The sequence below is a fragment of the Mycobacterium syngnathidarum genome, assembly GCF_001942625.1.
In the GTDB taxonomy this organism is placed as follows: Bacteria; Actinomycetota; Actinomycetes; order Mycobacteriales; family Mycobacteriaceae; genus Mycobacterium; species Mycobacterium syngnathidarum.
In genome coordinates this window covers 190516-211693 of the sequence record NZ_MLCL01000024.1, presented here as the reverse complement: position 1 = coordinate 211693, position 21178 = coordinate 190516, and the positions used below count along the sequence as shown (strand labels likewise).

General features: G+C 67.2%; 17 protein-coding genes. 8 read left to right on the top strand and 9 right to left on the bottom strand.

The annotated features are described in order from the left end of the window. Position 1 precedes the first annotated feature (1 nt). The 6 genes from BKG60_RS07180 to BKG60_RS07155 form a co-directional block, all read right to left on the bottom strand. Positions 2-313 carry a PE family protein gene (locus BKG60_RS07180; protein WP_070944920.1) on the bottom strand — a complete coding sequence of 104 codons (312 nt, stop codon included), beginning with the start codon at positions 311-313 and terminating at the stop codon, positions 2-4. Continuing rightward, on the bottom strand, positions 313-4278 hold the full coding sequence (gene eccCa / locus BKG60_RS07175; RefSeq protein WP_075909455.1) for a type VII secretion protein EccCa: 3966 nt from the start codon (positions 4276-4278) through the stop codon (positions 313-315). Before eccCa ends, BKG60_RS07180 begins: the two co-directional genes overlap by 1 nt. Next, entirely contained in the window at positions 4275-5825 is a 1551-nt protein-coding gene (eccB, locus tag BKG60_RS07170; RefSeq protein WP_070944922.1) for a type VII secretion protein EccB, read from the bottom strand. The genes eccCa and eccB overlap by 4 nt, the downstream gene beginning before the upstream one ends. Beyond that, positions 5822-7591, bottom strand: coding sequence for a type VII secretion AAA-ATPase EccA (eccA, locus tag BKG60_RS07165; RefSeq protein WP_070944923.1), 1770 nt, complete (start codon positions 7589-7591; stop codon positions 5822-5824). Before eccA ends, eccB begins: the two co-directional genes overlap by 4 nt. Before the next feature lie 186 nt (positions 7592-7777). Continuing rightward, entirely contained in the window at positions 7778-8680 is a 903-nt protein-coding gene (locus BKG60_RS07160) for a class I SAM-dependent methyltransferase (protein WP_070944924.1), read from the bottom strand. 30 nt (positions 8681-8710) lie between these two features. Further along, on the bottom strand, positions 8711-9616 hold the full coding sequence (locus tag BKG60_RS07155) for an oxygenase MpaB family protein (RefSeq protein WP_070944925.1): 906 nt from the start codon (positions 9614-9616) through the stop codon (positions 8711-8713). A 76-nt stretch (positions 9617-9692) separates the two neighbouring features. Between BKG60_RS07155 and BKG60_RS07150 the strand changes: the two genes are divergently transcribed. Next, entirely contained in the window at positions 9693-10307 is a 615-nt protein-coding gene (locus tag BKG60_RS07150; protein WP_070944926.1) for a TetR/AcrR family transcriptional regulator, read from the top strand. A gap of 1 nt (position 10308) precedes the next feature. Continuing rightward, the gene (locus BKG60_RS07145; RefSeq protein ID WP_075909454.1) at positions 10309-11124 is read left to right on the top strand and encodes a helix-turn-helix transcriptional regulator; all 816 of its coding nucleotides are present in this window, start codon (positions 10309-10311) and stop codon (positions 11122-11124) included. Here BKG60_RS07145 and BKG60_RS07140 read toward each other — a convergent pair. Beyond that, positions 11108-12517: a carboxylesterase/lipase family protein gene (locus BKG60_RS07140; RefSeq protein WP_075909453.1), complete on the bottom strand. Its 1410-nt coding sequence runs from the start codon at positions 12515-12517 to the stop codon at positions 11108-11110. The genes BKG60_RS07145 and BKG60_RS07140 overlap by 17 nt on opposite strands. 2 nt (positions 12518-12519) lie before the next feature. Continuing rightward, a complete protein-coding gene (locus tag BKG60_RS07135) occupies positions 12520-13428 on the bottom strand; it encodes an MBL fold metallo-hydrolase (RefSeq protein ID WP_075909452.1) in 909 nt (302 codons plus the stop codon). 101 nt (positions 13429-13529) lie between these two features. Between BKG60_RS07135 and BKG60_RS07130 the strand changes: the two genes are divergently transcribed. Together BKG60_RS07130 and BKG60_RS07125 are read left to right on the top strand one after the other, a co-directional pair. Beyond that, positions 13530-14411, top strand: coding sequence for a helix-turn-helix transcriptional regulator (locus tag BKG60_RS07130; RefSeq protein WP_075909451.1), 882 nt, complete (start codon positions 13530-13532; stop codon positions 14409-14411). Positions 14412-14418: 7 nt separating this feature from the next. After that, positions 14419-15255, top strand: a complete 837-nt coding sequence (locus BKG60_RS07125; protein WP_075909450.1) for an SAM-dependent methyltransferase — start codon at positions 14419-14421, stop codon at positions 15253-15255. 121 nt (positions 15256-15376) lie between these two features. Here the strand turns inward: BKG60_RS07125 and BKG60_RS07120 are convergent, their stop codons facing one another. Beyond that, entirely contained in the window at positions 15377-15958 is a 582-nt protein-coding gene (locus BKG60_RS07120) for a VOC family protein (RefSeq protein WP_070189510.1), read from the bottom strand. 123 nt (positions 15959-16081) lie between these two features. On the opposite strand from BKG60_RS07120, the gene BKG60_RS07115 reads away from it, so the two are divergent. The 4 genes from BKG60_RS07115 (at position 16082) to BKG60_RS07100 (ending at position 21082) form a co-directional block, all read left to right on the top strand. Further along, on the top strand, positions 16082-16711 hold the full coding sequence (locus BKG60_RS07115; protein ID WP_075909449.1) for a TetR/AcrR family transcriptional regulator: 630 nt from the start codon (positions 16082-16084) through the stop codon (positions 16709-16711). Next, complete coding sequence (locus BKG60_RS07110; protein WP_075909448.1) at positions 16708-17829, top strand: alpha/beta hydrolase; 1122 nt, start codon at positions 16708-16710, stop codon at positions 17827-17829. The genes BKG60_RS07115 and BKG60_RS07110 overlap by 4 nt, the downstream gene beginning before the upstream one ends. After that, positions 17805-18794 carry a 2-hydroxyacid dehydrogenase gene (locus BKG60_RS07105; RefSeq protein ID WP_083650262.1) on the top strand — a complete coding sequence of 330 codons (990 nt, stop codon included), beginning with the start codon at positions 17805-17807 and terminating at the stop codon, positions 18792-18794. Before BKG60_RS07110 ends, BKG60_RS07105 begins: the two co-directional genes overlap by 25 nt. Positions 18795-18874: 80 nt before the next feature. Next, positions 18875-21082, top strand: coding sequence for an acyl-CoA dehydrogenase family protein (locus BKG60_RS07100; protein ID WP_075909447.1), 2208 nt, complete (start codon positions 18875-18877; stop codon positions 21080-21082). Positions 21083-21178 lie beyond the last annotated feature (96 nt).

The following is a 21178-nucleotide window of genomic DNA, read 5'->3' as shown; positions in this document are numbered from 1 at the left end:
GTCAGAGGCCGCGCGCGATCATGTAGGACGACGCTGCCATCGCGTCACCGGTGATGTAGCTGGCGCCGGACTCCCCGACACCGACGCCCGAGCGGCCGAGCTCTTCGACACCCTGGGCGGCCAGCACAGAGTGCTGGGCGCCGTGCGCGCTGAACCCGGTCGCGGTCTGCAGTGACACCGCGTCCGCTGCTGGGGGGATCACTGCCGAGACGACGGGGGCGGCCGCTGCATGGGCGGCGGCCAGACGCGCGGTGAGCGCTTCGACGGCCGCGCTCGCGGCGGTCAATCCTTCCGGAACTACCCGCAATGTCATCAGAATTCCTTTCTCCCGTTGTTCACGGACAGGGCCGTGTCATCGATGAGTGGGTTGACGAGCTGAACGAACTCGGGCGATTCGCTGTCGCCGAGCAACATGCCGCGTCCCGCGGGGAACCGGGCGAACCGGTGCCCGCGGAGTTTGCCGCTGTCGGCGGGGTTGCCCGACAACATCAACGTGGTCGCCTGCAGATCATTGAGACGACGCAGCAGCGGCGCCGTCATCACGGCGTGCGCGGACCCGGTGGCCCGGGCCGTCACGATGACGCGTAGACCCAGATCGCCCGCCTCGGCCAACAGGTTCACGATGTTGGTCCACGGGCGCTGCCCGGCGAACGGCCCACTGATGGCCGGCCCGTCGGGGATCTGGTCCACGTCGTCGATGATCAGGTAGTGGATGTGGCCATCCGTCCCTGACCTCTCACGCCAGGAGCTGAGCTCCTGCGCACTCAAACCGGCTGGCGGGCGGCGCTTCTCGATGAGGGCCGACAGGCCGAGCATGGCCGGCAGCACCCGATCGATGTTGGCGGTGTACTCGTTGTCCGGGAACAACGGCTCCTCCACCAGGTGCAGCCGCCGGTCGATGACCGTGAAGGCCACCTCGTCCGGCCGGGAGTTCTCCCGGATGGTCCGGATGATGTGACGCAGCAGCGTGGTCTTGCCGGACCTCGAGTCGCCGAACACCGCCAGCAGCGGGTTGGCCTTGAAGTCCAGCAGCACCGGTGCCAGGTCTTCTTCGCGCTGGCCGATGACGACCTGCTCGGGGGCCCGGTACAGCGGCGCCAGCGCGGCCGGGGCCAGCGAGGTGGGCAGCAGCCGCACCGGAGGTGCGCTCTGTCCCGGGTAGCGGACGTTGATGACGGCGATGTCGCTCAACTGCGGCTCGGCGAACAGGAAGTGTTCGGCGGCCATGGTCAGGCCCCGCCCCGGCTGATCGGCCGGAACCGATTCGGCCGGACGCCGCAGTGCACCCGCCACCCGCACGATGCTGTCGTGACTGTCGTGCAGCTTGAGCTCCAGCCGCAGGCCCAGGCCGTCGCGCATCGCCAGCGGCACCTCCAGCCAGTTCGGCGTGGTGATGATGACGTGGATGCCGTAGGCCAGCCCGGTGTTCGCCAGCTCGGTCACCTTGGCCAGCAACGGGTTACGGGTGTTGAAGGTGTCGGTGTTGTCGCGGCTGAACGCATACAGGTTGTCGACGACGAGGAACACCTCGCCGTATCCGTCGGCATAGCGGCCGACCCGGCTCACCGCACCCTGCTGCTGGCGGGCCCGCAGCAACTGCTCGAGCTCGCCGAAGGTACGGCGGATGCGCTCGGGCTCCAGCGGCGTGGCCACGCTGCCGACGTGGGCCAGCTCGGCCAATCCCGCGAGCTGTCCGCCGCCGTAATCCAGGCAGTAGAAGCTCACCTCGCTCGGCGAGTGCAGCGCCGCGGCCGACAGGATGAACGTCTGCAGCGCGGTCGACTTGCCCGATCGCGGACCACCGTGGATCAGCACGTTGGCGGCCGACGAGTTGGCGTCGTACACCAGGACGTCCCGGCGCATCTCGAACGGCTTGTCGATCTCGCCGAGCGGCCAACGCAGTTGGCCGGGCTCCACCTCGGTGCCGGCCAGCACGTCGTCCAACGCGATCGCATTGTCCAGCGGCGGCAGCCACAGCTTGGGAGCCTGCGGGCCGTAGGTGGCCAGCTGGTCACCGATGGTGGCGATCAGCTTGCGCGGCGGCGCCGCATCGAATTCGGGCTCGTTGCTGACGATGACGGTGTCGGGTTCGGGCTCGACCCGCGACGCGGTGAACAACTGCGGCTGCGGAAGTGCCCGCACCACGATCGACTTCTCGGCGCGCGGCGGATCGTAGATGCCGTCGACGTAGGTGCTGCGGAACTTGATCGGAACCGCACCCGGAGCGGGCACCAGGAAGCCCTCGCCCTTGTGCTCGCGACCGGACTCGATGTGGTAGGCGTCCTCGACCCCGATGATCTGACGAGAGATGCTGGGGCTGGCCACTTTCAGGCCGATCCGGTACGACGTGTTCTTGTCGATGTCCTTGATCCGGCCCACGTCCAGGGTCTGCGATGCGAACAGGATGTGAATCCGGAACGAGCGGCCCTTACGCGCAACGTAATCGAACAGATCCGCGTACTCGGGATGCTCGGCGAGCATCAGGGTGAACTCGTCGGCGACCACGAACAACGTGGGCATCGGCGGCAGGTCGTGTCCGGCGGCGATCGCGGCTTCGTACTCGGTGACCGAGTTGAAGGCGCTGCCCTGCACGCGACGGCCGGCCTCCTTGAGAAGCTGCTCACGACGGGCCACCTCACCACGCAGGGTGTCGGCGAACCGGTCGGCCAGCGACCGCTTCTCGGCCATGTTCGAGATGACCGCGACCACCTGCGGGAAGTTGCGGAAGATGTCGGCACCGGCCTCGCCCTTGAAGTCGGCGTAGATCACGATGAGCCGATCAGCGGAGTGAGTGGTCAACAGCGACAACAGGATCGACATCAAGGTCTGCGACTTGCCCGAGCCGGTCATACCGATCATCAAGCCATGCGGGCCCATACCGCCCTCGGCCTCGTCCTTGAGGTCGAAGTACAGCGGCTCACCGGTAGCGGTGACACCGATCGGTACGCGCAGTTCATCGTCGCGGTTACGCGGAGCCCACAGGTCGGCAACGTCCAATGCCGAGGCATCTGGGATGTCGAGCAGTGTCGTGAAGGTGGCGCCACCGGTGGCGGTCGACCGCACGTAGCCGGGGTTGGAGTCCCAGCGCGACAACCGGCGCGCAATGTGGGCGGCCGCGGCGGCCGACATCGCGTCGGCGTGAGCGACATACGGCTGCCAACCGCTGCTCTGCCACCGTTCGATCCGGCCCTCGGTGACCCGCAGGATGGGCCGCTCGGGGTCGGGGTACTGCTCACGGTTGGGCAGCTTGTCGCTGCGGTGGATCACGGTGACCCCGGTCACACCCGGTTTGCGTGCAATGTCGTCGGGGTCGGCTTCGGGATCGTCGAGCACGACCAGCATGTGCTTGAGCGCCTGGTCGGCCGCCGCCGGGAAGGCCGGCCGGCCGGCCAGCGCCGAATCGAGTTGTCCGCGAAGCTCGGTGACACCGCTGGTCAGATACCGGGCCGGACCGACGCCGTCAGCCTGAGACGGAATATCCACGTGCGGAAGCCATTTGAGCCACGACCAGGTGTCGGCATCGACGTCGGGCGAGGCCAGCGCCACCCCGAGCATGGTCGGGTCGTGCCAGGTGACGGCTTGGGCAATCCAGGCCCGCAGTGCGCCGCGGACTTCCTCGGCCTCACCGATCACAGTGATTCGGGCCAGCTTGGTGACGTCGATGCCGGTGGGAGCGTCGCGCACGGTGCGCTGTACGTCGAGCAGGCCACGAAGGGTGGTGTGCGACACCGGCTCCAGGTCGATCTCGTCGGCGGTGTCCTTGACCTTCAGCGCCGCATCCAGCGGCACGTCGTGCAACCCCGCGCGCAGCACCAGGAAGTCACGGTCACGCGGGTCGCGCTCCCACTGCCGACGGGTGCCCGGAATGACGGCCAGGGCCTCGGGCTCCGGGTGCGACCACTCCAGCGCCGCACGCTGCTCGGCGGCATGGGCACGGACATTGTCGCGGACCACCGACAGGTAGCGCAGGTAGTCGGCGCGCTCGGCGTCGACCTCCTCGGTGCGCATCTTGTTGCCGCCGCGGTAGAGGGCGGTGGCGGCCAGCAGCAGCACGAACGGGAAGAACAGCATGGTCGGCGAGATCATCCGCATACCGGTGGCGAACAACGCGACGATCATGCCCACGATCAGGATGACGATCAGGTAGGGCAGTACCCGGCGCAGCAGTGACGGCGGGACCATCCGTTCCAACTGAGGTGGCGGCTCGATGGTGATGGTGCCCTTGCGGGTGGTCGGCGGAGCCAGCCGACGCTGGTGCTCGAAGATCAACCTACTCATCGCGTTGCCTCCAGGCGAGCAGCATTGGCGTTGGACGACAGCGCATCGTGTGCGGTCAGGGCGTCGCCACGGGACAGGGTCGGACCGGCAGCGAACTGCGTCAGAATCGACCACGGAATGGGCAGGGCCGGCGCGGTGAGTCCAAGCGCGGCAAGGGTTTTGCCGTCACCGTTGGTGTCGATGCCATAGCGCACGCCGGTGTCGCTCACCCAGAAATGCGAGCCGGCGACCGGCGATCCGGGCTCGGCACCCACGGTCTGCACCAGGTACCCGGTTCCGGGCTCCATCGCGACACGAGTGGCGGCACCGTTGGCGCCCGCGCCGACCAGGTCGACGCTGTGTTGCCCATTGGGGATCGGGAGGGCCGCACCGGAGAGCAGGCTCAACCGACTCTCGGTCGCGCCGGCGGGCTTGCTCCACTGCGCGCAGGTCACCGGGGCCGCCGAGTCGGAAACCAGTTCGAAGGGCCTCGTCGGATAGGCAGCGGTGTCGATCCCGTGGGCCACCGGCGTGCGGGCGACCTCATCAGCTCCGAGTCGCGGCGGCTGTTGCAGCCCAAAGGAATCGGTGTTGCGCATGATCGATGCGAGCACCGGAGAGATCGGCTGCAGGCCGTCGGGCAGCACCGCGTAGTAGCGGACGGTGTTGTCGGCCTCGGCGGCCGAGACCACCGCACCCACCGGGACCGGCGTCGACAATTCGAACTGCGCGGGAGCCCCCGCGCCGGCGATGGCCGGAGCGGTCAGCGCGGGAGCCTCGGGAATCGCATTGAACAGGCCGGCCGCGATCGGGCGCGGAGCCGGGATCTCGGCACCGAAACCGAGCGCATCGGTGACCGCGCGGTTGTTCAGGTCGATCGGGCTGCGCTTGCCGTCCCACAGCAACCAGTCACCCGGGAAGGGACCACCACTGTGGTGCACGAGCACCGCCTGACCCGCAGTGATCGGCAATGCCCGCTCCTCACCGGAGCCAAGCGTTCCGGCGATCAGCGTCACGCCGGCGGACGAACCCGAATTGCTGTCGCAGACAGTCCAATCCGCGGCAGAACTGGCGTTCTGCACCATCCGCTCCGGCGCGCCTGGAATGCCGAGCAGGTTGCCTCGCGGGTACTTGTCGATCTCGCTGGTCTTGACGGTGGTCGGGTTGTCCGCCTTGCCCGTGATCAGCCGTGCCGACGTCAGGTTGAGCACGGGATGCAGCTGTTCACCCACGCGCACGTACAACGCCGCGGTGGATCGGTCGGCCAGCACGGTGTCGTTGCCGGCTGTACCGCCCGGGCGGAACAACGAGAACAGGAAACAGCCGACCAGGCCGGTGATCAGGATCAATGCGCCGGTCAGCACCGCACGGCTCTGCGTGCGCAGCGGGTCGACCAACATCCGGGTGTCGTGCAGTGCCACACCGGATGCGATACGACGCTGCACGAATCGCCAGCCCGTGACCTGGTTCTTGGTGACAAAGCCGCGCCGGTAGGACACCTGGTCGGGGTTCTCGTTGGACGGCGTGCGGGACGCGAATGAGCGCCGGTCCGGATCGGGTGCGGTCATGCGGGCACCGTCAATCCCAGCCCGCGCAGCAGCGGGGCGGCCGAATTGTTCACGTCACCGGCGGTGATCGTCATCATCTCCTCGTCGGTGAAGTCGTCCTGGTCGGAATGATCAAGGCGGTACTCGCGTTCCTCCTCGGAACGCTCCACCAGGTTGCGGACGAAGCGGCCGTTACCGGCGATGTCGAGGCTGCGCCGCGGCACGCCGGCGGCGTCGGGCGTGGTGGCCTCGGCCAGGTGGCCGAACAGCTTCTCCATCTCGTCGTGGGCGGCCTTCTCGAAGGTGCTGTCCCGCTTCTCGGCCATCCGCTCGGCGATCTCGACGAGTTCGGACGACGAGTACGACGGAAAGTCGATGCTGCGCGTGAAGCGGGAGCGCAGACCCTCGTTGGTGTCCAGGAACATGTCGAGGTCCTTGCGGTAACCCGCGACGATCACCACGAGCCGGTCACGGTCGTTCTCCATGCGCGCAAGCAGCGTGTCGATGGCGACCAGACCGAAGTCGTTCTTGGCACCGGTGGACACCAGCGCGTACGCCTCGTCGAGGAACAGCACACCGTCGAGCGCGCTGTCGATGATCGCGTTGGTCTTGGCTTCGGTCTCACCGATGTGCTGGCCGATCAGATCGGCACGGTGCACTTCGCGGACCGTCTCCTTCTTGAGAAGCCCCAGGCCGCAATAGATCTTGGCGACGACACGGGCGATGGTGGTCTTACCCGTTCCGGGCGGCCCGGCGAACACCAGGTGGTTGGTGCGCTGGGCCACGGCCAGCCCGCGTTCCTGCCGGCGGATCGACATGGCGACCGAGCTCTTGAGGCGGGCCACCTGGTACTTCACTTCTTCCAGGCCGATGAACTCGGCCAGCTCGGCTTCCGCCTCGATGAGCAGGTGCGCCTTGCGTTCCTTGGCGCCCGGGTCGACGAAGTCCGACTCAGACGGCTCGGTGTCGGGATCCCATGGATCGGTGCGGGCGTCGATGCGGGCCGCGGTGGTGGTGAGCAGCCCGAAGGTCGGATCCAGCAGGGCCTCTTCGACCTGCTTGTTCTCCGGGTGCGCCGCGAAGAGGTCTTGCAGTACCTCGCTGGCGTCCTCGTCCTCGCCTTGACCGCGCAAGGTCAGCCCCTTGGCCAGCGCACCGTCGAGTGCGGCGACCGCGATCGGCCCCGATGGGTCCTCCAGGTACGACAGCGCGGGTGCCAACATGCCGAGTCGGGCCAGCGCGATGCCCAGGGTGATCCGGGCGGCGTGCGCGGTGACCTCGTCCAGCGAGGGATCGGTGACCACCGGGGTGAGCAGGCGCACCACGTCGTTCCAACGCTGGGCTTGGTGGTTGAGCGCCACCCGCAGCCACGTGGCGTTGAGCCATCCGGGACGGCGGGCGAGCAGCTCGCCCACCAATGCGTCGGCCTCGGCGAGCTGCCCCTCGGCAGCCCGGCGCGCCGCGCAGGCCAGCTGGAAGTCGTCCACCTCGCTGGCGCGGAACTGCAGGTACAGGCCACTGTCATAGGTGAAGCCGAGGTCGCCGGCGGCGAGCTCGATCTCCCGCTGCAGGAGCCCGGCGCTACCGCGGGTGCGCCATACCGCGTCGATGACCGGTCCGGACACATCGCCCGCGGCGGCCAGGCCGGTCCAGGCGTCACAGTGGTCATGCGCGATACGTGTCAGACCGGCGAAGCCGGTCCGGGCTGCGTCGGCGTCGGCCGGCCGTTGCCGGTCGTTCACCGTCAAGCCCAGCGCACGACAACATGTGGCGAAGCGGCTGATCACATCGCGATCGAGCCGGGGCGCTCCCTGTGTTGGAGCCGCAAGCGTGTCACTACCCATATGCGTGCACGGGAGCGACTACGCCCCCGAATCTCTCCCTTATGTATGGCTAAGCTAACTTTTGCTGAAGTTAGCATTGCATAACTTAGGTGTCGAGAGGCACGTACTCGCACTAGGTCGTGAACTGCCTCACCTTTTTGTCGCAGAGACCAAGGTGATAGTTCCTGTCATCAGGCCGGCTTCGGAGTCGGGAGCGGGTACCGGACGACCGACGTCGACCAGATAGCGGTGCAGCGGCGTCGCCACCGCGTCCCAGCCACGCGACCCGAACCACCGCTGTGCAGGCTCGTGTTGCTGGTTGTACACGAGCGTGAAAAAGGCGTTCTCTTCATCGGAGGCCGCCGCTTCCGCGCGCTTGGCCTCGAAAGCCTCATCCGGCATCGGCTCCGCCTCCTCGATGCCGACAAAGCTGCCCGGCGCGGCCAGTGCGTCGATTCCAGCAAACAGCTGTTCCTGTGCTGTGGCAGGCAGGTAGATCAACAGTCCCTCGGCGATCCAGGCTGACGGCCGCGCCGGGTCGAAGCCGCTGTCCTGCAGCGCGCGCGGCCAGTCGTCGCGCAGATCGATCGCCACCTCGCGGCGCTCAGCTCTGGGTGAGTCGTCGAGGCCGTCGATGGTCTCGCGCTTGAACTCGAGCACCTGGGGCTGATCCAACTCGTACACAACGGTGCCGTCGGCCCAAGGTAGCCGGTAGGCCCGCGAGTCCAGGCCCGCCGCCAGCAGCACCACTTGCTTGATCCCGGCGTCGATGGCACGGGTGAAGTACTCGTCGAAGTACTTCGTGCGAGCACCTTGGAAGGTCACGAAGCTCTCGCCGAACTCGGTCTGCAGCGGATGCTCGGGATCGGTGCCCTCCACCGCAGCAATCCACTCACCCCCGACCCTGCGGCAGAACACCTCGGCATACTGGTCAACGGCGAGCGGATCTTCCTTCTGTGCCTCCAACGCCCTTGATGCGGCTACGAATAACGCTGTCGAACCGACGCTCGTGGTGATGTCCCAGTTGTCATTGTCTGTTCGTCCGGTGCTCACCCGCGCGAGGGTACGCCGCGAAACTGGTAGCTACACCAACGGACGCCCGGTGCGAATGCGCCAGTCGAGGTCCTTGAGCAGCACATTGAACGGGAACTGCCGCAAGACCGAGGGCAGCAGGTCGTTGATCGTTCGGAGCACCGCGATCAGCCGATCGAACCGCTTCTGGCTCTTGGCATCCCACGGCAGGTGCATCTCGTCGCGGAACCGCTGCGGCAGGAACCCGGTGGTAATCAGCAGGGCAACCGCGTCGAGCCGGCGCTGCACGAAGCGGGGCAGCTTCGGGTTCTTGGGGCGGCCCGCGGCGATCGGGTACAGGTAGCCACGCACGGTGTTGTCGATGTGCAGTTTCTCGAGCGACTCTTCCCAGTACCGGTCGAACGCGGCCCGGTCGGCCGGCCACATCTCCTCGGGCACCTGCAGGGTGGTGCCCATCGTGACGCTGTCGCGGTAGTGGCGGTCGGCGGTCTCGTCGTCCAACTCTCCGACGAACATCCGGAACACGTCGACCCCGCCCTTGTAGAGGCAGGCGGCCACCCACAGCTGCAGATTCTTGTCGAACGCGTTGTATTTCACCGGGCTGTCCTCGGTGGAATACACCTGCGCGTGGGCCTTGTTCACGGCACGTCGGTAGGCCGCTTTCTGGGCATCGGAGCCGCGGGTGGCCACGGCCAGGTAGGTGAAGGTGGTCCTGGCCCGCTTGATCGGGTGCAGGTCGGTGCGGCCGCTGTCTACGCGACTCTCCACCACGCCATACCCGACACCCGGGTTCGCCAGCTGCATGATCACGTTCGCCGGACCGGCCAGCAGCGCGACACCCATCAATCCGTCGTCGAAACTGGCGGCCCGCCGGCGGCGCTTGGGCGCAGCCCCGGGACGCGACGACGGGTCGTTCATTGCCCGTTCGACATGCGGGATCGGTTCACTGACCGTCATGGTCACCCCTTCTAAAACTGAGAACGTGTGATTCCTGATATTGGCCTGCCAGCCTGACGGGTGTCAAGATGTGGGAATGAAGCAGGTCCGCCCATACCGCGGCATCGAAGCCGCCGACCGTGTCGCGCAGCGGCGCAGCCAGCTGCTGGAGGCGGGGCTGGACCTGTTGGGCGCCGAAGACGCCGAGGTGACGGTGCGCGCCGTGTGCCGCACCGCCGGGCTGGCAGCACGGTATTTCTACGAGAGTTTCGCCGACAAAGACGACTTCATCGGCGCGGTCTACGACTGGGTGATCGCCGATATCGCCACCTCGACACAAGCCGCCGTCGACGCGGTCCCCCTGGCCGACCAGACCATGGCCGGAATGACCAACATCGTGCACCTGATCGCCAAGGATCCGCGGATCGGCCGACTCCTGTTCAGCGTCAAACTGTCCAACGAGGTACTGACCCGCAAACGCGTCGAATCCGTGGCGCTGTTCGCCACGCTGCTCGGCCAGCACGCCGGCGACGCCCTGCAGCTGCCGGCCAACGACTATCTCAAAGCCACTTCCTATTTCGCGGTCGGCGGGGTGACACAGACGATCAGCGCCTGGTTGTCCGGCGAGGTCTCACTGTCCCCGGAACAACTCATCAACCAGCTGCGCTCGATGCTCGACGCGGTGGCGGGCATGCACCAACCGGGGACCTGACATGCCGGGGCCGGTACTGCTGCGCCCCGGCGCGGCGCTGGCCGCCCATGTTCAGTTCTTCGGATATTGGCAGAACCTGCAGGGCATCGCCCATCGCAGCCGGGCACTCCCCCGCGGCGCCGCGACCGTGGTCATCGATCTCGACGCGCGAGAGCAAGTCGATTTTTACGCTGCCGACGCCACCACTCGCCTTCACGTCGGCGCGGCCTTCGTCGCGGGTGCAGGGGTGACCTCGTACGTCACTCAGATCGACGCGGCACAGACCGTGCTGACCATCCACTTCCGCCCCGGTGGCGCAGCGGCGTTTCTGCCCGCCCCTCAGCACGACCTCGAGGACGAGTGCGTCAGCCTTGAAGCCGTCTGGGGCCGGGCCGGGTCGACTCTGCGCGGCCGCCTGATCGACGCATCCTCGGTACGGGCGCGGATCGCGTTGGTCGAGTCATTTCTGTTGGCGCGCATGCGGTCCCGTGATCCTGCCGTACAAGCTGTCCTGCACGCGGCCGAGCGCCGGCCTTCGCTGCGGGTGGCCGATGCCTGCACGCTGACCGGGTTGTCGGCCCGGCGACTGATCGCGTCGTTCCGTTCCGAGGTGGGCCTGACTCCCAAGACCTATCTGCGGGTGCGCCGGTTCCAGGCCGCAATGCGACTGCTCGACGCCGGAGACGTCCGCGGCGCCCGGATCGCCACCGATCTGGGCTACTTCGATCAGGCGCATTTCAACCGGGAGTTCCGGTCGTTCACCGCCATGACGCCCACGCAGTACAGCCAGCGCCGTACGTGGCTGCCCAGCCACGTCGGGATCAGCCCGCCCCGGTGAATTCGCGGGTCACCGACGGTGCCCAGCCCGGATCTCCGGTGGCTGCGTAACGGACCCACGCGCCGTGCATCTCGGCAGCCAGGTCAGCGGGAGGTTCGGCAGGCCCGAGCAGCGCTTCCGGACCACGCAGCGCCTCCAGCCCTACGCGGTCGAAGACGAACGGTAGCTCAACCGCGTGGGCCGCACCCAGCATCCCGTCCACCGCTTCTGAGCGCCAAGAGAATTCGTAGCGGTACGTCGCGGCGGAGGCCAGTTGTTCGTGCGCCCGGGCCGTCTGGCCACTTCCCGTGCGGAACAGCGCGTCACCCAGAATCGCCGCACGCAGCTCACCCCAGCCCGCCCCGGGAATGCGCGACCGGTACCGCTGGACCAGAGCCGCCGGATCGATGTCCACCTGGGTGGCAAGCTTCTCGACGTCGACGCGGGTGGACGAGTCGAGGTGACCCTGGGGTGCCAGGTACAGATTGCCTTCTTCGGTGTTGGTCCCGATGAGCAGTCCCACTTCGGGATTGAGCCGCTGCGCGGGCTGTTCGGCCAGCACCAAGCTGAACGGGCTCAACCCCAGCAGCGGGTCGAAGTGTCCTTCGGTACGAAGATCGAGCCCGGACAGGGACGAAACCGCGTTGACGAGCTGCTCGTCGGAGAGCCCGCCGAAGCCCCCGAGGCTCGGCTCGACGCCCAGAGCCCGAGCGGCGGCCCGTGTCACCCGGCCGGCCTGTTCCGGACTGAACGCACCGAAACCGTTTCCGCTCTGCATGATTGCGCGGCGGATCAACCGCTCCACGCCAGGAGTCGCCAGCACGCCCGCGGTGATCGTGGCGCCCGCGGACTGGCCGAGCACAGTGACATTGCCGGGATCACCGCCAAAGGCCTCGATGTTGTCGTGCACCCAACCCAGAGCAGCCAAAACGTCGAGCAGTCCACGGTTGGGTACCGCTCCCGGCAGGTCCAGGAATCCTGTGATGCCCAGCCGATACGTCACCGACACCAGCACCACGCCATCACGGGCGAACGCGGTGCCGTCGTACAGCGGTGAGCGAGTGGAGCCGGCGACGAAGCCACCGCCGTGGACGAAAACCATCACCGGAAGGCGCTGCGCGTCAGGCGGACTCCACACGTTGACGGTGAGGTAGTCGGGTGCGTGCACCCAGCCCGGCCCGAAGAATGGTGACATGTCCAGGCGTCCGAAGCCCTTTCGGGCCGGCTGCGGCGCCGTCGGTCCGGGGCTGGTCGTATCGAGCACGTCACGCCACGGTTCGTGCGCGGTTGGAGCCGCGAACCGACCCGCAGCGGTAGGCGCTGCGGCGTAGGGGATTCCGAGGAACGCCCGCGCCTCCGAGCTCTGGGATCCACGCACGGCGCCGGTGTTGGTCTCGATGATCGGATCGTCCATCCTCACGAAACCTTCGCCGCCCGGTCGAACGGCGCCCACGCCTTGATCGCATATCCGTCGCCGTCGCGGATCACCTCGGCACCGCCATGTCCGCCAAAATGCGCCGGGATCACCAGGGTGTTGGTGTCGGCGGCCTGGTCCAGCACCCTTCGCCGGGTGGCCCGTGCCTGTGCCGGGTCCTCGCAGTAGCAGCTGTTGGTGTCGGGTTGGATGATCTGCAGCGCCGTGTGCATCATGTCACCGACGAACACGGCACGGTCAGTGCCCGACTGCAGCCTGACCACCGAGGAACCTGGGGTGTGGCCCGGGGCGGCCTCAAGCGCAAGGTTGGCGTCGATCCTGAAGGTGTCCTCCCACAACACTGTTTGTCCGGCGCTGTGGACCGGCGCAACGCTGTCGAGAAAGACGTTGTCCCGTCCCGGGACCGGGTCGCCCCGATTGGCGGGATTCCAGAAATCGAAGTCGGCGCGCGGCATCAGATAGGTGGCGTTCGGAAAGGTCGGGATCCAGGTGCCGTCGTCGAGATAGGTGTTCCAGCCGACGTGGTCGACATGGAGATGGGTGTTGATCACCACATCGACGTCTTCGGGAGCGACATCGGCGCGGGCCAGATTCCCGAGAAAATCGGTGTCCAGTCGATGCCACACCGGGGCGTGCGGCCGGTCTTTGTGATTGCCCACCCCGGTGTCGACCAGGATGGTCCGGCACTCGCTGCGCAACAGCCAGGTCTGGATCGCAGAGACGCAGACGTCGTCATCGGGGTCATAGAAGTCGGGCACCATCCAACTCTCGTTGCGCCGCCACAGCTCCTCGGAGCTGTCCGGGAAGAACTCCTGCGGCGACAATCGGACCGAGCCGTAGTACTCCATCACCCGGGTCACACTGACGTCGCCCAACACGATTTCGTTCATGACCCGAGCCTGGCCGCCCGGCGATCGGCCGGCCACACCCCGCCGTGCCTACCACTGCCAGGGATAGGCACGGCCCTTCAGCACAGGGGCATAGTGGGGTCATGACCACCGGACAACTCGGCGAATTCCTGCGCGCCCGGCGTGGTCGGCTGCATCCGGAAGATGTGGGGCTTTCCCGTTACGGCGAACGGCGACGCGTGGCAGGGCTGCGCCGGGAGGAGGTTGCCCAGCTGGCCGGGGTCAGCGTTTCTTACTACACGCGGCTGGAGCAGGGGCAGTCGGTGAACGCCTCGGAGGCCATCCTCGACGCACTGGCGCGCGCCCTGCAGTTGGACGTCCACGAGCACACGCATCTGCGGGAGTTGGCGACCCAACGTATGCAGCCGCCACGCCGCCCACCGGTCGAGCGCGTCAGCACATTGACCCGCGATCTGTTGCGATCGATGGACCACCTGCCTGTGCTGGTGATCGGGCGTCGCACCGACATCCTGGCCTGGAACGAGCTGGGACACGCCCTGCTGGCAGGCCACGTGGATTTCGCGGCGGTGGACAACCCTGCGGCACGGCCAAACCTCGCCCGACTGCTGTTCCTCGACCCCCACACTCGCGATCTGTACGTGGATTGGCACCGTAAGGTCCGCACGGTGGTCGGCAGCCTTCGCCTTGCGGCGGGCCGACATCCCGACGACGCACTGCTGTCCGCCCTGATCGGTGAATTGTCGGTCAAGAGCGAGCAGTTCGCGGCGCTGTGGGCCGATCACCGGGTCAAACCCTGCGAGGCAGACTCCTACGACCTGCGCCATCCACTTGTCGGACCGCTTACGGTAACGATGCAGAATCTGAAGCTCGCCCGTGACGCCGAGCAATCGCTGTGTGTGGTGACGACAGCGGAGGACTCGAGTTCAGCGGACACGTTGCAGCTCCTTGCGAGGGAGACCCGGGACAAAAGTATCCAATCCACCGCTGCACCCGGCCGCGCATGATGGCGGCATGACCAACTCTGGACAACGCCCGGGCCAGGCGGTGGCTGATACCGGCGTCCTGGTGGCGGCCATCCGCGCCGAGGAAACCCGCCGCACCGACCGGCTTTTCGACGACCCGTTCGCAGAGCGCCTGGCCGGGGACTCCGGACGGAAGATGCTCGCTGACGCCGTCGCCGCCGGCGGTGACAAGTCCACACTGCAGATCGTGGTGCGCACCCGGTTCTGGGACGAGGCGCTGCTGCATGCCGTACCGCCGGTGAAACAGGTGGTGATTCTCGCGGCCGGTCTGGACGCCCGGGCCTACCGGCTGCCGTGGCCCGAGGGCACCACGGTGTTCGAACTCGACCAGCCCGCCGTGATGACGTCCAAGGCTGAGGCGTTGGCCGGTGACGAACCCCGCTGCCGCCGGGTGGCCATCGGCGTCGACCTCACCGCGGACTGGACTGACACCCTGCGGGCCAACGGCTTTGACCCGGGTCTACCGGCGGTCTGGCTGATGGAGGGGCTGCTGCAGTACCTCGACGAGGACGCCGTGCACACAGTGTTCGAGCGCGTCGATGCGCTCTCGGCGCCCGGGTCGGTGCTGCTGTACGACATTGTCGGCAAGACCCTGCTGGACAGCGTGATGCTGGCCGCGGTGCGTGAGCAGATGCAGCGCAGCGGGGCGCCGTGGTTGTTCGGCACCGACGCCCCGGAACAGTTGTGTGAGCGACTGGGATGGTCGGCCGTCGTCACCGACGTGGCCGAACCAGGGAACAAGTGGGGCCGGTGGTTCGCCCCCGCGGTGCCACTGGACATTCCCGGGGTGCCACGCGGCTATTTCGTCGTCGCCACCAAGTCCTGACGCCCGCCCCGCCACGTCTTCTCGGTGCCACACGTCTCCACTGTCACGCTGGAGTGGCTACCGGGCTCGACAGCCACTCTCGCGTGACAATGGCGATGTGTGGCCCGGCGCCAACGCCCGATCAGTGCCCTGCGGTCACCGGCGGCCGTCGGTCGGCCGCCGTCTTCGGCGGAGTCTGTGCGTCGTTGTCGGTGAATTCCTTGGTCCAGCACGCGAATTCCAGGGTGATGCCGTCGGGATCGAGGAAGTAGAACGACCGCACGTAGACGCCGGGGTGCACGGTGGCCGACGCTTGCATCGGGCTGTCGTCATGGTTGAGCACGGGGCCGACACGAACGCCCTTGGCCTTGAGTTTCTGCCGGTACTCGTCGAATTTCTCGGCGGGCACGTGCAAGGCAATGTGATTGAGCGAGCCGGTGGCGCTGACGAATTCGCCGATGCCCGGGATGGCGGCCGGCGCCGAGATCCCGGGCACGCCATCGGGGGCGTCACGGAACCAGAAGAACGCGATGCAATCCCCGTTACCCGCGTCGAAGAAGAAGTGCTGCCCCATGTCGCCGGGCAGATCCAACGACTTGATCAGGGGCATGCCGAGAACGTTGGTGTAGAAGTCGACCGTGCGCGCCATGTCCGCGCACACCAGGGCCACATGGTTGATTCCACCGAACTCGAATTCCGAGTTGGGATTGTCGGGCTTGATCACGTCGATGAACCTCCGGGGCGAACACGCCAAGGACTGGCGCAAGTGCACATCTGAATCTAACATCAGATTCAGATGTGATCAATGGCCTGCCAGGTTCCCCGGTCGCCGGGAGTGAGGAAATCCGTGACCGTCAGTCCCCGCACCCCGTTGCCGACCGCGCGCGGCCGCCAGACCCAGGCGGCGATCGACAGCGCAGCCCGGACAGTCATCGCCCGCAAGGGCATCCTGGCCACGACGATCGCCGACATCGCCTCCGAGGCAGGCCGCTCGGCCGCGTCGTTCTACAACTATTACGCCTCGAAAGAGGCCATGGTCCGCGAATGGGCCCTTCGGTTCCGCAACGAGGCCCGCGAACGCGCGCTGCCCGCGACCGGACCGAACCTGACCAACCGGGAGCGCTGCCACCAGGCAGCCTCCGCGCACTGGATGACCTACCGGCACCGCCTGGCCGAGATCATCAGCGTGTCCCAGATGGCGATGATCGACGACGACTTCGCCGAATACTGGGACGAGATCTGCCAGCTGCCGATATCCATGATCACCGAGATGATCAAACATGCTCAGCAGCAAGGGTTCTGCCCCGACGATGACGCTCACCTGACCGCCGTCGCGTTGGTGTCGATGCTCAACCAGTTCTGCTACACCCAACTGTCCGGCGGTCGCGACGCCACCGCCGACGACGCTGCCTGCATCACCACCTTGGCCAACGTGTTCCACCGGACCATCTACCACGAGGAGAGACCCCGCACATGAACCAGCCGGAAGTGATCCGCGAGTTCATCGGTATGGAATCGCCGACGGCCCAACGTGCCGGCGCCGGCGGCTACCCGTGCCAGGGCCTCTACTACCGGCCCGCGGGACACAAACCGACAGTCGCCGTGATCGCCACCCACTATCAGATCGACTTCTCCGAGCACTACATTGCCGACTACCTGGCTGCCAGGGGCATCGGCTTCCTGGGCTGGAACACGCGATTCCGCGGATTCGAGAGCAGCTTCCTGCTCGACCACGCCCTGGTCGACATCGGAGTGGGCGTGCGCTGGCTCCATGACCGACAGGGAATCGAAACCGTTGTGCTGCTCGGCAATTCCGGCGGCGGATCACTGATGGCCGCCTACCAGTCCCAGGCCGTCGACCCGAATGTGCAGCCGTTGGCCGGGATGCGACCGGCGGCCGGACTCACCGAACTGCCGCCCGCCGACGGGTATGTGGCCAGCGCAGCCCACCCGGGCCGCCCCGACGTGCTCACCGCCTGGATGGACGGCTCCGTCGTCGACGAGAACGACGCGGTCGCCGGCGACCCCGAGCTGGACCTGTTCGACGAGCGCAACCCCGCGCCCTACTCGGCGGAGTTCGTGGCGCGCTATCGCGCCGCCCAGGTCGCCCGCAACGAGAAGATCACGGACTGGGCTGAGACGGAGCTCAAAAGAATTCAGGCAGCGGGATATTCGGATCGCCCCTTCACAGTGATGCGCACCTGGGCCGACCCGAGGATGGTCGACCCCGCCATCGAGCCCACCAACCGGCAGCCCAACCTGTGCTACGCCGGCACTCCGATCAAGGCCAACCGATCGGCCCGCGGCATCGCTGCGGCCACCACCGTGCGCAACTGGATCGGCATGTGGAGCCTGCGGCACGCCCAGACCAGGGCCGAGCCGCATCTGGCCCGGATCACCTGCCCGGCCCTGGTGATCAACGCCGACCAGGACACCGGGGTGTTTCCGTCCGACGCCAAACGCATCTACGACGCGCTGGCCGGCACCGACAAGTCCCAGTGCTCGATCGACACCGATCATTACTTCACCACTGCCGGCGCCCGCGATGAGCAGGCCGATACCATCGCCGAATGGATCGCGAAGCGGTGGCCGTGAACCCCGGACCGATCCGGGTTCTCGCCCACTTCACCCCCGGCGACAAGGTGCTGGATTTCCTTGCACCGCATCAGGACTGGCTCGATGTGCGGTTCTGCGCCGAAGATGACGACGACACCTTCTACCGGGAACTGCCCACCGCCGAGGTGCTCTGGCATGTGCTGCGGCCGGTTTCTGGGGATGACCTACAGCGCGGTCTACGGCTGCGGCTGGTGCACAAGCTGGGCGCGGGCGTCAACACCATCGATGTCGACACCGCCACCCAGCTGGGCATTCTGGTGGCCAACATGCCCGGGGCCAATGCCCCCTCTGTGGCCGAGGGCACCGTGCTGCTGATGCTGGCCGCGCTGCGCCGGTTGCCCGAACTCGACCGTGCCACCCGGGACGGTACGGGCTGGCCGTCGGATCACAGCCTGGGCGAGACAGTGCGCGACATCGGCGGGTGCACCGTGGGCCTGCTCGGCTACGGCAACGTCGCCAAGCGGGTCGAGAAGATCGTCGTCGCGATGGGCGCCGAGCCGTCACAGGTCCTGCACACCAGCACCCGCGACACCGGCCACCCTCGATGGCGCCCCCTGCCAGATCTGTTGGCCGCCAGCGACATCGTCTCGTTGCATCTCCCCCTGACCGGCACCACCCGCGGCCTGCTGGACAGCAAGGCCCTGGCGTCCATGAAGGCCGGCGCGGTCGTCATCAACACCGCGCGGGGGCCGATCATCGACGAGCCTGCCCTGGTCGAGGCACTGCGCAATGGGCAGCTGGCGGCTGCCGGGCTCGATGTGTTCGCCGAAGAACCGATACCCGCCGACAACCCGCTGCTGGAGCTGCCCAACGTGGTGCTCACCCCACACGTCACCTGGTACACCGTCGACACCATGCGGCGCTACCTGACCATGGCGGTGGACAACTGCCGGCGCATCCGCGACGGGGAACACTTGGTCCACGTAGTGAACGGGGTCAGATAGGCCGCTGGAGTGGCGCCGGTCACGCCGGGGTACCCTCGGGCCCAACCGACCGGTTAATAGACCCCGGATGGAGGAACCGCATGCCCATTGCGATCACTTCTGAGCACAGCGATCTGGCCGATTCTGTTCGGTCCCTGGTAGCGCGGGTGGCGCCGTCGGAGGTGTTGCACGAAGCGCTCGAGACACCGATCCCCAATCCCCCGCCGTACTGGAAAGCCGCGGCCGAGCAGGGGCTGCAGGGCGTCCACCTCGCGGAATCCGTTGGCGGGCAAGGCTTCGGAATCCTGGAGCTGGCCATCACCTTGGCCGAGTTCGGCTACGGCGCGGTGCCCGGCCCCTTCGTCCCGTCGGCGATCGCCGGCGCACTGATCTCGGCCGACAACCCCGAGGCAAAGATTCTCAGCGGCCTGGCCTCCGGCGAGACCATCGCCGCCTACGCCATCGACTCCGGCCTGACCGCGACCCGCCACGGCGACGGCCTGATCATCCGCGGCGAGGCACGGGCAGTACCTGCCGCGGCGCAGGCATCCGTTCTGGTGCTGCCGGTCGCGATCGAATCCGGTGTCCAGTGGGTGGTGCTGGATGCCGACCAGCTGGAGATCGAGCCGGTACAGAGTGTCGATCCCCTGCGCCCGCTGGCCCATGTGCGAGCCAATGCCACCGAGGTGGCCTTGAACGAGGACGCTGGTCGCGTTCTATCTCGCCTGACCCGCGCCCACGCCCGCGCCCTCATCACGACCCTGCTGGCGGCCGAGGCGATCGGTGTCGCCCGCTGGGCCACCGACACCGCCACCGCGTACGCCAAGATCCGCGAACAGTTCGGCAGGCCGATCGGGCAGTTCCAGGCGATCAAGCACAAGTGCGCCGGGATGATCGCCGAGACCGAACGGGCCACCGCTGCGGTCTGGGATGCCGCCCGCGCATTGGACGAAGCGCAGGAAGACCCCTCGGCGGAAACCTATTTCGAGTTCGCCGCCGCGGTGGCCGCCACCCTGGCACCCGCCGCCGCGCAGCACACCAACCAGGATTGCATCCAGGTGCACGGCGGAATCGGCTTCACCTGGGAGCACGACACCAACGTCTACTACCGGCGTGCGCTCGTGCTGGCCGCCTGCTTCGGTCGGGCCTCGGACTACCCGCAGTCGGTGGTCGATACCGCGACGACCACCGGGATGCGCCCGGTCGACATCGACCTCGATCCCGACACCGAGAAGCTGCGCGACGAGATCCGCGCGGAAGTCGCTGGGCTGAAGGCGCTTCCGAGTGGCGCCGAGCGCAACACCGCGATCGCCGAGGGCGGCTGGGTGCAGCCGCACCTGCCCAAGCCATGGGGGCGTGCCTCGGAGCCGATCGAGCAGATCATCATCGCCCAGGAATTCAGCACCGGCCGCGTACGGCGCCCACAGATGGGCATCGCGTCGTGGATCATCCCTTCGATCGTGGCGTTCGGCACCGAAGAGCAGAAGCAGCGCTTCCTGCCGCCGACGTTCCGCGGCGAGATGATCTGGTGCCAGCTGTTTTCCGAGCCGGGCGCGGGTTCGGACCTGGCCAGCCTGACCACCAAGGCCACCAAGGTCGACGGCGGCTGGCGCATCACCGGTCAGAAGATCTGGACGACGGGTGCGCAGTTCTCGGAGTGGGGTGCGCTGCTGGCGCGGACGGACTCAAGCGCTCCGAAGCACAATGGCATCACGTACTTCCTGCTGGACATGAAGTCTCCCGGCGTCGAGGTGAAGCCGCTGCGCGAGCTGACCGGCAACGCGATGTTCAACACCGTGTTCATCGATGACGTGTTCGTGCCCGACGACATGGTGCTCGGCGAGGTCGACCGCGGCTGGGAGGTCAGCCGCAACACGCTGACCAACGAGCGGGTGTCGATCGGCAGCAGCGAGCCGCCGTTCCTGGCCAACCTCGACCAGTTCGTCGCGTTCCTACGTGACGGCCAGTTCGACCAGATCGAGCAGAACCATGCCGGCCAGCTGATCGCCGAAGGCCACGCCGCCAAGGTGCTCAATCTGCGGTCCACCCTGTTGACGCTGGCCGGTGGCGACGCGATGCCCGCGGCGGCGATCTCCAAGCTGCTGTCGATGAAGACCGGCCAGGGCTACGCGGAGTTCGCGGTGGCGTCCTTCGGTACCGACGGCGCCGTGGGCGATCCCGAGCAGGAGTTCGGTCGCTGGGCCGAGTACCTGTTGGCCAGCCGCGCCACCACCATCTACGGCGGCACCACCGAGGTCCAGCTCAACATCATCGCCGAACGACTGCTGGGCCTGCCCCGCGACCCGTAATCGTTCCCCGCGCGGGTGTCAGGCGTACCGTCGAAATAGGCGGCTACCAGAAACGGTTGGCACTCGATGATGAGAACGTCACTACAGCGCATTGTG

What these genes read in the sequence shown, in the direction of transcription:
- BKG60_RS07180 (WP_070944920.1), bottom strand. Translation starts at nt 313, where the DNA reads ATGACATTGCGGGTAGTTCCGGAAGGATTGACCGCCGCGAGCGCGGCC.
- BKG60_RS07150 (WP_070944926.1), top strand. Translation starts at nt 9,693, where the DNA reads ATGAAGCAGGTCCGCCCATACCGCGGCATCGAAGCCGCCGACCGTGTC.
- eccB (WP_070944922.1), bottom strand. Translation starts at nt 5,825, where the DNA reads ATGACCGCACCCGATCCGGACCGGCGCTCATTCGCGTCCCGCACGCCG.
- eccCa (WP_075909455.1), bottom strand. Translation starts at nt 4,278, where the DNA reads ATGAGTAGGTTGATCTTCGAGCACCAGCGTCGGCTGGCTCCGCCGACC.
- BKG60_RS07130 (WP_075909451.1), top strand. Translation starts at nt 13,530, where the DNA reads ATGACCACCGGACAACTCGGCGAATTCCTGCGCGCCCGGCGTGGTCGG.
- BKG60_RS07155 (WP_070944925.1), bottom strand. Translation starts at nt 9,616, where the DNA reads ATGACGGTCAGTGAACCGATCCCGCATGTCGAACGGGCAATGAACGAC.
- BKG60_RS07110 (WP_075909448.1), top strand. Translation starts at nt 16,708, where the DNA reads ATGAACCAGCCGGAAGTGATCCGCGAGTTCATCGGTATGGAATCGCCG.
- BKG60_RS07100 (WP_075909447.1), top strand. Translation starts at nt 18,875, where the DNA reads ATGCCCATTGCGATCACTTCTGAGCACAGCGATCTGGCCGATTCTGTT.
- BKG60_RS07140 (WP_075909453.1), bottom strand. Translation starts at nt 12,517, where the DNA reads ATGGACGATCCGATCATCGAGACCAACACCGGCGCCGTGCGTGGATCC.
- BKG60_RS07145 (WP_075909454.1), top strand. Translation starts at nt 10,309, where the DNA reads ATGCCGGGGCCGGTACTGCTGCGCCCCGGCGCGGCGCTGGCCGCCCAT.
- BKG60_RS07125 (WP_075909450.1), top strand. Translation starts at nt 14,419, where the DNA reads ATGACCAACTCTGGACAACGCCCGGGCCAGGCGGTGGCTGATACCGGC.
- BKG60_RS07105 (WP_083650262.1), top strand. Translation starts at nt 17,805, where the DNA reads ATGGATCGCGAAGCGGTGGCCGTGAACCCCGGACCGATCCGGGTTCTC.
- BKG60_RS07135 (WP_075909452.1), bottom strand. Translation starts at nt 13,428, where the DNA reads ATGAACGAAATCGTGTTGGGCGACGTCAGTGTGACCCGGGTGATGGAG.